Source organism: Rhizobium sp. R635, from assembly GCF_002211285.1.
In the GTDB taxonomy this organism is placed as follows: domain Bacteria; phylum Pseudomonadota; class Alphaproteobacteria; order Rhizobiales; family Rhizobiaceae; genus Rhizobium.
This window is the reverse complement of the sequence record NZ_LOKX01000022.1, coordinates 23230-35377: the sequence shown is the minus strand read 5'-3', so window position 1 is coordinate 35377 and position 12148 is coordinate 23230. Positions and strand designations below refer to the sequence as shown.

The 12148-nt window shown below is 62.2% G+C and carries 13 protein-coding genes; 4 read left to right on the top strand and 9 right to left on the bottom strand.

Annotation, left to right across the window (positions count from 1 at the left end; genetic code table 11):
* The first annotated feature begins 248 nt into the window (after window positions 1–248).
* A complete protein-coding gene (locus tag ATY78_RS16635) occupies window positions 249–695 on the top strand; it encodes a host attachment family protein (RefSeq protein ID WP_088683417.1) in 447 nt (148 codons plus the stop codon).
* A gap of 27 nt (window positions 696–722) precedes the next feature.
* Here the strand turns inward: ATY78_RS16635 and ATY78_RS16630 are convergent, their stop codons facing one another.
* Window positions 723–1589 (bottom strand): LysR family transcriptional regulator, encoded by an 867-nt coding sequence (locus ATY78_RS16630; RefSeq protein ID WP_088683416.1) that lies wholly within the window; start codon window positions 1587–1589, stop codon window positions 723–725.
* Window positions 1590–1680: 91 nt separating this feature from the next.
* Between ATY78_RS16630 and ATY78_RS28880 the strand changes: the two genes are divergently transcribed.
* A complete protein-coding gene (locus ATY78_RS28880) occupies window positions 1681–1932 on the top strand; it encodes a hypothetical protein (protein ID WP_088683446.1) in 252 nt (83 codons plus the stop codon).
* On the opposite strand, the gene ATY78_RS16620 is transcribed toward ATY78_RS28880, so the two are convergent.
* Window positions 1883–2215: a hypothetical protein gene (locus ATY78_RS16620; protein WP_088683415.1), complete on the bottom strand. Its 333-nt coding sequence runs from the start codon at window positions 2213–2215 to the stop codon at window positions 1883–1885. The genes ATY78_RS28880 and ATY78_RS16620 overlap by 50 nt on opposite strands.
* A gap of 352 nt (window positions 2216–2567) precedes the next feature.
* Here ATY78_RS16620 and ATY78_RS16615 point away from each other — a divergent pair, with 352 nt between their 5' ends.
* Together ATY78_RS16615 and ATY78_RS16610 are read left to right on the top strand one after the other, a co-directional pair.
* Window positions 2568–3011: a glyoxalase superfamily protein gene (locus ATY78_RS16615; RefSeq protein ID WP_190237476.1), complete on the top strand. Its 444-nt coding sequence runs from the start codon at window positions 2568–2570 to the stop codon at window positions 3009–3011.
* Between the two features lie 83 nt (window positions 3012–3094).
* Window positions 3095–4462 (top strand): MATE family efflux transporter, encoded by a 1368-nt coding sequence (locus ATY78_RS16610; RefSeq protein WP_088683413.1) that lies wholly within the window; start codon window positions 3095–3097, stop codon window positions 4460–4462.
* Between the two features lie 90 nt (window positions 4463–4552).
* Here ATY78_RS16610 and ATY78_RS28575 read toward each other — a convergent pair whose 3' ends face one another.
* The 7 genes from ATY78_RS28575 to iolC form a co-directional block, all read right to left on the bottom strand.
* The gene (locus ATY78_RS28575) at window positions 4553–4714 is read right to left on the bottom strand and encodes a hypothetical protein (RefSeq protein ID WP_190237475.1); all 162 of its coding nucleotides are present in this window, start codon (window positions 4712–4714) and stop codon (window positions 4553–4555) included.
* Window positions 4715–4816: 102 nt separating this feature from the next.
* Entirely contained in the window at window positions 4817–5653 is an 837-nt protein-coding gene (locus tag ATY78_RS16605; protein WP_088683412.1) for a helix-turn-helix domain-containing protein, read from the bottom strand.
* Between the two features lie 72 nt (window positions 5654–5725).
* Window positions 5726–5953, bottom strand: a complete 228-nt coding sequence (locus tag ATY78_RS16600) for a DUF1127 domain-containing protein (RefSeq protein ID WP_088683411.1) — start codon at window positions 5951–5953, stop codon at window positions 5726–5728.
* An 89-nt stretch (window positions 5954–6042) separates the two neighbouring features.
* A complete protein-coding gene (iolB, locus tag ATY78_RS16595) occupies window positions 6043–6840 on the bottom strand; it encodes a 5-deoxy-glucuronate isomerase (protein ID WP_088683410.1) in 798 nt (265 codons plus the stop codon).
* Window positions 6841–7082: 242 nt separating this feature from the next.
* Window positions 7083–8000: a myo-inosose-2 dehydratase gene (gene iolE / locus ATY78_RS16590; protein ID WP_088683409.1), complete on the bottom strand. Its 918-nt coding sequence runs from the start codon at window positions 7998–8000 to the stop codon at window positions 7083–7085.
* 68 nt (window positions 8001–8068) lie between these two features.
* Complete coding sequence (gene iolD / locus ATY78_RS16585) at window positions 8069–9919, bottom strand: 3D-(3,5/4)-trihydroxycyclohexane-1,2-dione acylhydrolase (decyclizing) (protein ID WP_088683408.1); 1851 nt, start codon at window positions 9917–9919, stop codon at window positions 8069–8071.
* 204 nt (window positions 9920–10123) lie between these two features.
* Window positions 10124–12058: a 5-dehydro-2-deoxygluconokinase gene (iolC, locus tag ATY78_RS16580; protein WP_088683407.1), complete on the bottom strand. Its 1935-nt coding sequence runs from the start codon at window positions 12056–12058 to the stop codon at window positions 10124–10126.
* Window positions 12059–12148 lie beyond the last annotated feature (90 nt).

Here is a 12148-nt window from a genome sequence, read left to right as displayed (position 1 = left end):
GGTGAAATATCCCCGAGCCGCGGCCAGCGCCGTCACTAGCGTGCCCCCGGGCCATATCAGCCAGGCGTATGGCGGGCGGCCGGTTGCGAAGCGTGGCAAGGTTGGTGATACCGCGCCATAGACTGCCAGTCCCAGAACGGCACTGCCGATTTCGGCGCAATTTTTCGAACCCTTTCAACGGCCGGGCGTTCTGCCTTGATCGATGATGCGGGGCGCGCGCTTCGAACGACGACAGTGAGGAATTGAAAATGACCGACGTCAAAGTCCCTCGGGAATCATGGGTCGTGGTCTGCAACGGAGCCAAGGCTCTGATCATGCAGAACGCCGGCGATATTCAGCTGATGAAGCTGAAGGTGCTGGAAACCCTGAAGCAGCCGAGCGAACCGGATCGTGAGATCGGCACCGACAAGCCCGGCCGCAGCCACGCCGCCCACGGTTTCGGCGGCAGCGCCGTCGAGGAAACCCATTGGCAGGAACAGGCTGAGGCGCAATTTCTGAAGCATGTGGCGGAGAGGCTGGACGAACTGGTGCATGAAAAGGACGCCCAACGCATCATCCTCATTGCGCCGCCGAAGGCGCTCGGCGTGCTGCGGCCCGCACTCAGGGCCGATACGCAGGCGGTGATCTCTGCCGAACTGGCGAAGGACTATACCAACATGCCGGTCGATGAGATAGAGCGGCATCTGGCGGCCTGAGCCGGCCCGCGTTTTCATGTCTTCCTGTCACGCCGCCGGTCGCTGCCCGGCAAACAGGTCTTCGTGCTCGGCAAACAGGGCCGCGAGGCGGTCGATGACGGTCCTGATCTCCGGCCGCTGCCGTTCGTCGTCATGCGCCACGATCCACATGTCGTACGTCAGTTCGTCGATGACAGGTCCGGCGCGCACCAGGTTGCGCTCCTGATCGCCGATGAAGCAGGGAAGGACGCCGCGGCCGGCGCCCCCGCGGATGAGGTAAAAGAGCATATGCGGCGTGTTCGTCCAACTGGTGATCCAATAATCCGGCTGTTCGAAAGTCCACTTGTCCGCCGGCGTAATGGCTATGTCAGTGCCAAGTGAGATCCAATTGCAATTGGCCTCGTCATAACCGGCTGCCTGATAAACCGCATGCGCCACCTTGACCGAACGGCGGATCGCGACGTTGCCGCTGTCCGGCCGTCCGTGGCGAATGGCAATATGCGCCTCGCGATAGGTGAAATCGACGCTCGCGTCGCAGGTCTTGTAGCACATGCGAAAGCTGTCTTTTGGCGTCCAGACGCTGGCGAGATGATCGGCGATGAAGCGCGAGGTCCAGCTGTCGACGACTGTCGACACGATCGGCAGCGTGAGCACCTCGCCGCGCCAGTCGGAGATCGCACGCGCCGCATCCTGCATCAGCCGGACGCGATCGAGCAGCGCCTGTCCGTCCTTCGCTAGCAAGTAGCCGGTCGGGCCGCGGGTGAACAGCGAGCGGCCTGTAACCCGTTCGAGCGCCAGCATGCGCCGGCCGATCGTTGGCGCGCTGAGCCCGGTGCGCGCAGCAGCCGCCGAAAGCCCGCCGCCCGTCGCGACATGGAAGAAGAGTTGAAGGTCGTCCCAGCTTGCGTCTTTCATGGATGAAAACCCCCTTTCCCCAGCGCCTCTACATCGCAAGGGTGCGAAGCCTTAGCTCAAGTGCTCCAGCAAATAGATGGAGGACGAAGCAATGCTTCTCAACTGGGTTGTTCTTTTCAATGAGCTGCAGAAACATAATCGCCCGGTGCGGCACGATCCTTTCGCCGATCCGCTCGATGGGCCGGAATGGCGAGGATTTCTCTGGCTCGTTCCTGTTCTCGCACGTCTGACTGCAAGACCGTACGTAGACACAGAGGCCTCGCGCTGCGATGAACCGCGGATCGAAAAGAGCCTCAGGTTTCGAAGCTCAGCCGCAATACGTGGTGCAGAAATTCCGGATTGAGCAGCATGTTGAAGCTGATCGTCACGAATTCGGCTTCGCGCTTGACCACGGTCGAGCCGATCTCGTCATGGATGCCGAGGATTTCGAGGAAGAAATGGCTCGGCATTTCGAGGTTCGGGCTGACTTCCAGCAATGCGCCGGCAAGCGTGATCGTGCGGATCAGGCAGCGTACCTGCGTTCCGGTGCTCAAGTGATGGCCGACGAAAATGATATTGCCGGGTCTGTCGAGATTGAATTCCCGGTAAGCACGTTCCGGCTTGGGGTGTTCCGTGTCGAGGTGCATCTGAAAGGCCCTTTTAGCCTCCGCTTATCATAGGCAAAGATTAGCAGAGGAATGCTGATGAACGCTGAAGAACATCATTCAGATTGTAGGTATTCCCGGAAATTGCGGGGAAATCGCACCGATTTCGTGCAGTTTTGCCCCAAATTCGTTCATTCCGAGCGATCATCAGCCATTCTTGACATGCCGGCGGCCTTCGCGCATACACAGGTTCGGTTCGAGGCACCGGCCGCTCGCGGATGAAAATCCATGGTGAAGCCCTCGCGATCATGGTCACGGCCCTTGTGCATGCTGACTGGCGGCAATGCGAGCACCCATCCACAGTCGAAGAGCATGCCTTTCGAAGGCTCACTCCATGACGACCACAACCTATCCCGGCATTGAAGAATTGAAGGCCCAGGCCAAGCGCCTGCGCCACGCGATGAACGATCGCGGCACCGCTTTGACCCATAGCGCCGCCCTGGAACTGATCGCCCGCCAATACGGCGCGCGTGACTGGAATACGCTCGCCGCCCTTGCGGCAAAGCCCAATGCCAGCCCGAAGACGCCTCTCTTCGTCGGCGCGCATATTCGCGGCCGCTACCTCAACCAGCCCTTCACCGGTGAAATCCTGGCCCTTTCGGCCTTGCCGGGCGGCGATCTCCACAGGATCACCATCCACTTCGACGAGCCGGTGGACGTCGTCACCTTCGAGAGCTTCTCAGCCTTTCGCCGGCGCGTGACCGCGCAGGTCGATGCCGACGGCGTCTCGCCGAGGAAGACCTCGAACGGCCTGCCGCACCTGGTACTCGATCTCTAGATTGTTCTCCTATTCTTTTGAGGCGACCCGGCCCCTGATGACTTCAGCCCGGTCTGGCTTTGCCCTTATCGCACGGATTCTCCATGACTGATCTTTCCAGAGGCAATGCCTTTCTCACCGGCTGGCTGCCGGGCGTTTTCATCAGGACGGCGGCGCCGATCGTCGCTATCACCACCGTTAACGGCCTCTTCGCTGTGGTCGATGCTTATTTCCTCGGTGCCTACGTTGGCCCGGATGCGCTCTCCGCCGTCAGCCTGATTTTCCCCGGTCTGATGCTGATGATTTCCCTGCAATCGCTGGTCTCGAACGGCATGGCGAGCATTCTCGCCCGCCGGCTCGGCGCCGGCAAACGTGAAGAAGCGCGCCGCGTATTCGCCGACGCCCATACGCTGGCGCTCGCCGTGACCCTGATTCTCAACATGGTCTATTGGACCCTGGGCCGGCAGGTCATCGATGCCGGGGCTGCCGGCAATGCCGCCGTCGCCGATGGCGCCACGCAGTTCATGGGAGCGATGGTCGCCTTTGCACCGGTCAGCTTCTTCCTGTCGCTGCATCTCGACGGGCTGCGCTGCGAAGGCAAGATCGGTTTCATGACGCTGGTGACGCTGTCGGCCTCGCTGCTCAACATTCTCGCCAACTGGCTGTTCATGGCCGAGATGCATTGGGGTGTGCTCGGTTCGGCGGCCGGTTCTATCGCATCGCAATTCGTCTGCCTTGCCGCCGTGCTCGCCTATCGCTGGCGCCGGCCGGCGGCGCTGAGGCCTTTCGGGGGGCTTGCTCTTGCCGAATGGCGCGGCATCATCGCCTTCGGCGCGCCCATGAGCCTTGGTTTCATCGGCATATCGCTGGCTTCGACCGCCGTCCTCGTCAACGTCTCGCTCTGGAGTGAGCATGATTATGTCGCATCGGTTGCCGCCTACGGCATCATCACCCGAATCATGACCTTCACCTATCTGCCGCTGCTCGGTCTCAGCATCGCGCTGCAGACGATCGCCGGCAACAATCACGGTGCCGGTCTCGGGCTGCGCGTCGGCCGCAGCCTGCAGATCGCCATGGGCGCTGCACTCGTCTATTGCACCCTGGTGGAGATCGCCGTCGAGCTGCTGGCCGGTCGCCTCGGCGCAGTCTTTGTCGCCGATCCCGTCATCATCGCCGAGGTCAGACGAATATTACCGTGGACGATCGGCGCCTATTTCCTCTTCGGACAGATGCTGATTCTCTCGTCCTATTTCCAATCGATCGGCGATGCGCCGCGTGCGGCGATCTTCGGTTTGTCACGGCCCTATCTGTTTGCCCTGCCGCTCACCTTCCTGCTGCCTTTCGTCTTCGGTGAGCAGGGGATCTGGATGGTGCCGGTCTTTGCCGAGGCAGGCATGTTCATTCTTGCTTTCCTGGTGCTGTCGCGGAATGCCAAACGCCGCGGCTGGCGCTACGGGCTTCTGCCCGCTTGAGAGAGCAAAGCCGCCCCCGGTGTGCCGCCCTCGAAAGTTGGACATCAACCTTCGAGGGTCAGTTCGGCGGCGGCTTTCGCCCGGTGTCGTCTATTCCTTGCCGTTCGATGCACTCGATGTCGCGGCTTCCGCCTCGTTCAGCGCTCTGGCGCATTCCTCGCAGCACACCTCCACGGCCTTGCCGCCGAGCTTGACGGTTATGGTCTCTGCGCCGAGTTCGCAGTCGCAGGCAGCACATGTCGTCTTCTTCATCTGGTGATCCTCCGGTTGATCGCCCCCGGTATCGAGACAGGCTCATCAGATCACCGAAGACTGCATCGCCGCTGTCGAAATCTTTAGCGATATCTGGGGTTCTTAGCTGCGCCGCAAGTGCGCCGAGCGCTGGAATTCTGCCGGGCTCTGCCCGAAGGCCTGCTTGAAGGACGCGCTGAAATGGCTGTGGCTGGAAAAGCCGAGATCGAGGCCGAGCGCGGTCAGATCGTCATACCGGCCGAGCAGATCGAGCGCGCGGGCAAGCCGCAGCCTCAGCTGGTAGCGATAGAGCGGGGTCGCCTCGACCTGCTGAAAGACCTGGGTGAGATAAACGGGAGAGACGCCGACTTCGGAGGCGATTTCTCCGAGCGTCCAGCGTCGTGCGAGATCGGAGGAAAGTACCAGCTTTGCCCGGTCGACGAGCTTCTGCCGGCCGGCGCTGGCGCCCGCCGTATGCGACGTGCGTTCGCCGAGCGAGCGGCGCACCAGCGTCAGCGCCAGTGTTTCCGCCTCCAGCGTTTCCGCGACCTTGCGGTGGAGGCCGTGGCGCAGGAGCGCGACCAGCGCCTGCGCGCGCGGATCGATCCGCCGGCGCTGGCGACGGAACGAAAAGGACGGGCCGGGCTGCGTCTGCTCCTTCGGCGCCAGCTCTTCGAGCATGGATTCGTCGATCGCCAGATCGATGCAGGCGTCGCCGCCCTCGATCGGGTGGCTGATCCGGTAGCCCTGGCCGGCATTGAAGAACAGCATCTGGTTGGCTTCGGCCACTGTGTCGTTGCGACCGACATGCCGCATGAAGACGCCGCGATAGGGATAGACGAGACTCGTCTTGTGGGCGCATTCCTCGTCGCTCTTGTGGCGGCACTCGCCACTGCAGACGACGTCCCGAATGGTGACGGTCTTTGTTTTCAGGAGCAGTGCTGTTGAAAACTGCGACATCAGATGTTCCGGATCAGGCAAGCCGCCGATGAAGCGGCCCGCGAGGACATTATCACAAGTGATGTCGATATTTCAGTACCGGCTGTAGACGTGAACGTCGCTTTCCGTCTGCCCCCTGGAAAGGCCGATATCCTTCAACTGATCGTCGGAAAGTTCCATCAGTGCATTGTAGTTGCGCCGTTCGCTGATCTCGCGTGCCAGCCAGCGGACTGCCGTCACCGCTGCGGAAAGTAGGCCGGGCCGCATATGGCGCGAAGTGCGGATGTTGCGGGCCGGTATCGTGAAATTCGAGCTGTGCATGATGATCCTCCATCCTGGTTTGGATGGAGGCAGTGAACCATCAGCGGCAATCTCGCGCTGTCAGATTATTTAGCGATCGAGAGTAGCTTTTATGCCTTCAGCAGCCATTCGTGCTCGGTAGCATTGTGGAATTTCCAGATCCGCTTCGGCCCGGCCATGACGTTGAGATAATAGAGATCGTAGCCATGCGTCGCAGCGCAAGGGTGATAGCCCTTCGGCACCAGCGTCACGTCGCCGTCCTCGATCGCCATCGCCTCGTCGAGCGAGCGGTCGTCGGTATAGACGCGCTGGAAACCGAAACCCTGTGGAGGATTGAGGCGATGGTAATAGGTCTCCTCCAGGAAGCTCTCGTTCGGCAGGTCGTCCTGGTCGTGCTTGTGCGGCGGATAGGAGGAGGTGTGGCCGCCGGGCGTGATCACCTCGACGACGAGCAGCGAATGCGCCGAGCTGTCGTCCTCAGGCATGATGTTGTTCACATAGCGAACATTCGTGCCCTTGCCGCGCGTCAGCTGCGGATGCGTGCCGGGCGGAATCGCCTTGGCCTCATAGGTGCCGCCGCCGGGCGCCGAGCAGACGGCGAGTTCCAGATCGGTCTCTGCCGTGACAGACCATGTCGATTCCATCGGGATATAGAGCGCATGCGGCGCGCCATCGAAGGGGTTCATGCGCTCGCCGAGCGTGCCGAAATCCTTGGTGCCGGCCGAAGCCTTGCCTTTGCCGCTCACCCAAACCAGGCAGACTTCGCGATCGCCGGTCTCTCCGGAAACCGTCTCGCCCGGTTTGATCCGGTGCAGGTCGAAGCCGACATAGGTCCAGCCGGCGCTTTGCGGGGTGACATGCGTGACGCGGCCATGCGTGCCTGATGGTTTCACCTTGAGGTTTGGCATTGGTGTTTCTCCTCGTAAGTTGGTGGGCGCGGCCCCTCATCCGGCTGCCGCCACCTTCTCCCCGAGGGGAGAAGGGATATGCCGCGCCATCTCTATTCCCCTTCTACCCATCGGGGGTCCGAAGGACGGGTTGAGACCTGTGGCTCAACCCCGGCAACGGTGCCCGAAGGGCGGATGAGGGGGCCGCTTGCTCCAGCGGTCCGGTCAGTTCGTCCCTCTTGCGAGAGGGGTCTTTCGTCCTGTCATCCCTTGGGAAAGCCTTCGGTCTCCACAGTATAACCAGCCGCCGTCATCACCCGCATCAGTTCGGCATGGCCGATCTCCGCCATCTTTTGCGGCGGCGCCTTGCGCGGGTCCTGTTCGGCCTCGACGACGAACCAGCCTTCATAGCCGTGATCGGCAAAGCGCTGGACGATGGCGCCGAAATCGAGCGAGCCGTCGCCGGGCACTGTGAAGGCGCCAAGCGCTACCGCATCGAGGAAGGACTGGCGGCTGAGGTCGAGCCCATCCACCACCGACTTGCGGATATCCTTGACGTGGACGTGATTAATACGGGCATGGTGGTTGTCGATGGCGCGCAGCACATCGCCGCCGGCAAAGGCGAGATGACCGGCGTCGAGCAGCAGCGGAATGCCGGCGCCCGAATTGCGCATGAAGGCGTCGAGTTCCGGTTCGGTTTCGACCACGGCCGCCATGTGGTGATGATAGGAGAGCGGCATGCCCTGTTCGGCGCACCATTCGCCGAATTCGGTGACGCGGCGTGCATAGGCCTTCATCTCGTCGTCGGAAAGGCGCGGCTTGGTGGCGAGCGGCTTGGAGCGGTCGCCCTGGATCGAGCGGCCGACTTCGCCATAGACGATGCAGGGCGCGTTGACCGCCTTGAACAGCTCGATCATCGGTGCGATGCGGTCCTTGTTGGCCGCAAGCTCTTCATTGACGAGCGTTCCGGAGAACCAGCCGCCGCACAGCGTCACGTCGGCGGCGCGCAGGATCGGCAGCATTTCTTCCGGGTTGCTGGGAAAGCGGCGGCCTTGCTCCATGCCGGTGAAACCGGCGCTGCGCGACTGCCGCAGGCATTCCTCGAGAGACACGTCGTCGCTGAGTTCGGGAAGGTCGTCGTTCCACCATGCGATGGGCGACATGCCGAGTTTGGCCTTCATCAACATTCTCCTTAAAAACATCGTGGAAGAGCGGGACCGCTCTTCCGAAAAAAATGGCGGTAATCTGTTCAGCCGATGCGCTGGGAAGCGCGGGCTTCGACATAACCCTTGCGCGCCTTGTTGACCTCTTCGCGCGGGCTGACTTCCGGCACCACGACATCCCACCAGTGGCCGCCGGCCTCGGTGGTGATGAGCGGGTCGGTGTCGATGACGAAGACGGACGTACGATCATTCTTCTTCGAATCGGCGATCGCCTGCTCGAGTTCGGCGATGGAGCCGACCTTGACGGCAATGGCGCCCATGCTTTCGGCGTGTGCACGGAAATCGATCTCCGGCATCACTTCATGATAGGAGTCCTTGAGCAGATTGTTGAAGTTGGCGCCGCCGGTTCCCATCTGCAACCGGTTAATGCAGCCATAGCCGCGATTGTCGAGCATGACGATATTGATCTTGAGGCCGAGCATGACCGAGGTCGCGATCTCGGAATTCATCATCATGTAGGAACCGTCGCCGACCATGACGACGACATCGCGTTCCGGACGCGCCATCTTGGCGCCGAGCCCGCCGGCGATCTCGTAGCCCATGCAGGAGAAGCCGTATTCCATGTGATAGCTGCCCGGTGACGTCGCCGGCCAGAGCTTGTGCAATTCTCCGGGCAGACCACCCGCGGCGCAAAGCACCGTCGTGTTCTCGCCGCCGATCGTGCGCGCCACCGCGCCGATCACCTGTGCATCGGAGGGCAGGGCGGTATTGGTCGCGGCCATCGCCTTGGTGGCAGCCTCCATCCAGACCTTCTTTTCCGCCGTTGCCTTCTCGGTAAGTGCCGCCGGCGCCTTCCAGCCGGAAAGTCCTGCCGAAAGCGCCTTCAGCCCTTCGCGGGCATCGGCCACCACAGGATGGCTGTCGTGCTTCACCGCGTCATAGGCGGCGATATTGAGGCCGACCATCTTCAGGCCGTCGTTCTTGAAGAGCGCCCAGGAGCCGGTCGTGAAATCCTGGCAGCGCGTGCCGACGGCGATGATGAGATCCGTCTCTTCGGCAATGGCATTCGCTGCCGAGGTGCCGGTGACGCCGACCGAGCCGAGCGCCAGCGGATGGGTCTCGTTGATCGACGATTTGCCGGCCTGGGTGACGACGACGGGGATGGCATGGGCTTCGGCGAAGGCGGCAAGCTCCTTGGTCGCCTGCGAATAGAGCACACCGCCGCCGGCAACGACCACCGGCTTTTGAGACGCCTTGATCAGCGCGATGGCGTTTGCCAGCTCGTCGGCATCCGGCTGCGGCCGGCGGGTCGTCCAGACTTTTTCTTCGAACAGGCTTTCCGGATAATCGAAAGCTTCGGCCTGAACGTCCTGGCAGAGCGACAATGTCACCGGCCCGCAATCGAGCGGATCGGTCAGCACCTGCATGGCGCGCTTCAGCGCCGTGATGATCTGCTCGGGCCGGGTGATTCGGTCGAAGTAACGCGAAACCGGGCGGAAGGCGTCATTGGCGGACACCGTGCCGTCGCCGAAATCCTCGATCTGCTGCAGCACCGGGTCGGGCGCGCGGTTGGCGAAGACGTCGCCGGGCAGGAAGAGAACTGGAATGCGGTTGACATGCGCCACACCTGCGGCCGTCACCATGTTCAGCGCGCCGGGACCGATGGAGGTCGTGCAGGCCATGAAGCGCTGGCGGAAGCTCGCCTTGGCATAGGCGATCGCGGCATGCGCCATGCCCTGTTCGTTATGGGCGCGGTAGGTCGTCAATTCCCCACGCACCTGATAAAGAGCCTCGCCGATGCCGGCGACGTTGCCGTGGCCGAAGATCGCCCAGACGCCACCGAAGATCGGCACCTTTTTGCCGTCGACAACAGTCATCTGTACTTTCAGGAAATGCGCGACGGCCTGCGCCATCGTCAACCGTATCGTCTTGCCCATCGGGGCCTCCCGCAATCTTCGCTCTTCTTGGTTTCCCCTCCCCAACCCCTCCCCACAAGGGGGAGGGGCTAACTCGTGGGGCTCACCGCATTTCACCGCAACCTTGCGCCCGCAAGAGAGCTCGTTTGTGGCGTGAAGCGATGCCCCAAGTTAAGTCCCTCCCCCTTGTGGGGAGGGGTTGGGAAGAGGTCTAAATTTTATATCCTACTGAAGCCCGCGCGTCTTAAGCCAGGCTTCCGTCAGTTGCCGGAAGCGACCGGCCATGTCGGCGATCGCCTCCTCGTCGTTCATGTTGCCCGAGAGCCATGCCCGCGCCGGATCGGCAAAGATCGTCCGGCCGACGGCAAAGCCCTTGACCGAGGGGGCAGCCAGCGTCGCTTCGAAGCAGGAAATCAGCTCGTCGGCGGGCGCTTCGAGGCCGAGCAGCACGATACCGCGGCACCATGGATCATTTTTGGCGATGACCGCGTCGATCTTCTTCCAGGCCTCGCCGGAGGCTTGCGGCTCCAGCTTCCACCAGTCCGGCTTGATGCCGAGCGCATAGAGTTCTTCGAGCGCGGTCGCGATCGTATCGTCGGTGAGCGGGCCGTTCTTGCCGGCGATGATTTCCACCAGCAGTTCGCGGCCGACTTTGCGCGCGGCTTCGAAAAGCGTGCGCAGCTTCTCCTGCTGCTCCGTCTTTAGTTCAGCCGGATCGTCGGGGTGGTAGAAGCACAGGCACTTGATGCAATGTCCAAGCGGCCATTCCACAAGCTGGGAACCGATATCCTGGCTGAATTCGAAGCGCAGCGGCTTCGAGCCCGGCAGTTCCACCGGCCGTCCGATCCAGGAGAAATTCTTCGTTGCGGCGTCGAAGAACGCGTCGCGCCCGAAGCGTTCGTCGATCAGCATGCCGTAGCCATCGCGGCCGTTCGAAACCCTTGCTGCAGCCTCGACCGCCAGCCGCTTGAAAGCGACGATCTTGTCATGGCCGACGCCGAGTTCATCGGCGACGCTGACGAGCTGCGAGCGGTGATCGATCGCCAGCGCCATCAGAAGCGGGATTTCGCCGCGGCGCGTCGATGCCCAATGGATATGGTTGATCGCCTCGTCCTTGCGCAGCGCCCGATGTTTGCTGCCGGTCTTCAGGAAGAAGTCGAGTTCCGCCCAGGTCGGATATTCCGGCGAGCAGAGCAGGCGGGAGACGGCGAAGGCGCCGCAGGCATTGGCCCAGGTGGCGCAGGTCTTCAGCGGCTCGTCGCGCAGGAAGCCGCGCAGGAAGCCGGACATGAAGGCGTCGCCGGCGCCGAGCACATTGAACACCTCGATCGGGAAACCCTCGCCGACGATACCGGCTTCGAGATCGTCGGCGATCGGCCCATCATAGACGATGCAGCCCATGGCGCCGCGCTTGAGCACGATCGTCGCCGGCGTCAGGCGGCGGATTTCCTTCAGCGCACCGAGTACGTCGTCGGCGCCTGATGCGATCAGGATTTCCTCTTCGGTGCCGACGATGAGGTCGCAATCCGGCAGCGTCTCCTTCATCTTCGAGGAGACGCGGTCGGATTTCACATAACGCTCGAAACCTTCCGCATGGCCGGCAAGCCCCCAGAGGTTGGGCCGGTAGTCGATGTCGAAGATCACCTTGCGGCCGTTCTCCTTGGCGATGCGGATCGCCTTGCGCTGCGCGGCTTCGGTGTTCGGCCGCGAGAAATGCGTGCCGGAGACGAGAACGGCGCGCGAGGACTTGATGAAGTTTTCGTCGATATCGCCTTCCTCGAGCGCCATGTCTGCGCAATCGGAGCGGTAGAAGATCATCGGCGATACGCCTTCGGCCTCGACCGCCAGCAGCACCAGCGCCGTCAGTCGTTCCTTGTCGGTGACGATGCCGTCCGTCGCCACGCCTTCGCGCGCCGCCTGCTCGCGGATGAAGCGGCCCATCTGCTCGTCGCCGACGCGGGTGATGAGGCCGGACTTGAGACCGAGCCGCGCAGTGCCGATGGCGATGTTGGACGGGCAGCCGCCGACGGATTTGGCGAAGGAAGCGATATCCTCCAGCCGCGAACCGATCTGCTGGCCGTAAAGATCGACCGAGGAGCGGCCGATGGTGATTACATCAAGCGCCGGCTCCGGCTGTGAACCCGGATTCGATTGTACCATGATGTCCTCCCGCTAGATTTTTGCGCGGCTTCCAGTGCCTGCGAATGCCAATAATGAAACATTGGTTCCGATATTTTGTCAATTCGGAAT

Coding starts and splice junctions, on each gene's coding strand:
- ATY78_RS16635 (WP_088683417.1), top strand. CDS start 249: ATGACCGACGTCAAAGTCCCTCGGGAATCATGGGTCGTGGTCTGCAAC.
- ATY78_RS16630 (WP_088683416.1), bottom strand. CDS start 1,589: ATGAAAGACGCAAGCTGGGACGACCTTCAACTCTTCTTCCATGTCGCG.
- ATY78_RS28880 (WP_088683446.1), top strand. CDS start 1,681: ATGCTTCTCAACTGGGTTGTTCTTTTCAATGAGCTGCAGAAACATAAT.
- ATY78_RS16620 (WP_088683415.1), bottom strand. CDS start 2,215: ATGCACCTCGACACGGAACACCCCAAGCCGGAACGTGCTTACCGGGAA.
- ATY78_RS16615 (WP_190237476.1), top strand. CDS start 2,568: ATGACGACCACAACCTATCCCGGCATTGAAGAATTGAAGGCCCAGGCC.
- ATY78_RS16610 (WP_088683413.1), top strand. CDS start 3,095: ATGACTGATCTTTCCAGAGGCAATGCCTTTCTCACCGGCTGGCTGCCG.
- ATY78_RS28575 (WP_190237475.1), bottom strand. CDS start 4,714: ATGAAGAAGACGACATGTGCTGCCTGCGACTGCGAACTCGGCGCAGAG.
- ATY78_RS16605 (WP_088683412.1), bottom strand. CDS start 5,653: ATGTCGCAGTTTTCAACAGCACTGCTCCTGAAAACAAAGACCGTCACC.
- ATY78_RS16600 (WP_088683411.1), bottom strand. CDS start 5,953: ATGCACAGCTCGAATTTCACGATACCGGCCCGCAACATCCGCACTTCG.
- iolB (WP_088683410.1), bottom strand. CDS start 6,840: ATGCCAAACCTCAAGGTGAAACCATCAGGCACGCATGGCCGCGTCACG.
- iolE (WP_088683409.1), bottom strand. CDS start 8,000: ATGAAGGCCAAACTCGGCATGTCGCCCATCGCATGGTGGAACGACGAC.
- iolD (WP_088683408.1), bottom strand. CDS start 9,919: ATGGGCAAGACGATACGGTTGACGATGGCGCAGGCCGTCGCGCATTTC.
- iolC (WP_088683407.1), bottom strand. CDS start 12,058: ATGGTACAATCGAATCCGGGTTCACAGCCGGAGCCGGCGCTTGATGTA.